Origin of the sequence: Acinetobacter sp. YH12058, assembly GCF_013419805.1 — a bacterium.
Taxonomy (GTDB): domain Bacteria; phylum Pseudomonadota; class Gammaproteobacteria; order Pseudomonadales; family Moraxellaceae; genus Acinetobacter; species Acinetobacter towneri.
Genome location: NZ_VOZL01000069.1, coordinates 1 through 1,022, shown reverse-complemented (window position 1 = coordinate 1,022; position 1,022 = coordinate 1). Strand labels below are relative to the sequence as shown.

1 protein-coding gene is annotated in these 1,022 nt (G+C 37.8%); it reads right to left on the bottom strand.

The window, feature by feature from the left end; translation table 11 throughout:
- The coding region (locus tag FTU09_RS13750; protein WP_180080610.1) for an RNA-guided endonuclease TnpB family protein at positions 1-961 on the bottom strand (961 nt) is incomplete at its 3' end.
- Positions 962-1,022: the final 61 nt, after the last annotated feature.

The window sequence follows — 1,022 nt, the reverse complement described above, 5'->3', positions numbered from 1 at the left end:
ACTCCCATTCTCTTATTCCAAGATCTGTCCTACCTTTGGGACTACTTGAGGTGATCTCACCGCAGCACGAACAGATTTGGGTGGTATAGGCTTCTTGGACTTCTTCAAACAATACGCCTGCGTTCTCGCATTTATACTTGAGCATTGTTTTTAGTGCAGAAAATCCTGTATCCAAAACAGATTTTGCCATTTTGGTTTTTACTAATTTTTTAGCACTCAAGTCACCTACAATAATCAATGCATTTTCATTCACAAGCTTGGTGCTTGCTTTATGCAAATGATCTTTTCGACTATTTGCAATCTTGGCGTGTAATGCACGAACACGCTTCTTATTCCTGGCTCTCTGAGCAATACATAATTTCTGCTCATATTTTCGATAGAATTTTGGATTTGAAATTACAGTGCCATCAGAACAGGTGGCAATATCTTTTAAGCCTAGATCAATACCAATCGATTTGGTTGCTGTCGATTTATCTTGCTTAGGCGATTCAACAACAAGACATACATACCAACGCCCACGGCTATCCTCTACAAATGAACCTGTTTTTAACGTGTATTTGCTTAAACCGTAGCTATCCCAAAGCTTAAATTGGTGTTTTCCATACTGGACATATCCAGTGGCATATTTGATAGCAACCTTTTTAAAGGGAACCCATCCCAAAGAGCGCCTTGCTGATTTTTTATTGCTGACACGCCATTTCAGCTTTGCCTTTTTAAATTGCTTTCTTCGGGTGACTAATTCTTCAGTTACAGCCTGAATGGTTTGACTATGTAAATTACATTCTTTGGATGTGCCTTTCGTATATTTGGCAATATCAAAAGCAGAGAGAAATTCACCTTTCCGCTTCAAATGCCTAAACCCTAAATCATTGACATAATTCCAGACGAAGTTCACTTCTGATGCTAGTTGGTCTAACACCTTGCAATGTTTGTCTTTTATACGTAATTTAAGGGTTTTCATGTACTTATATTAACAATCAAAACTCAAGGAAAATAGTCCTTAGTTAAATCAAACGACACTT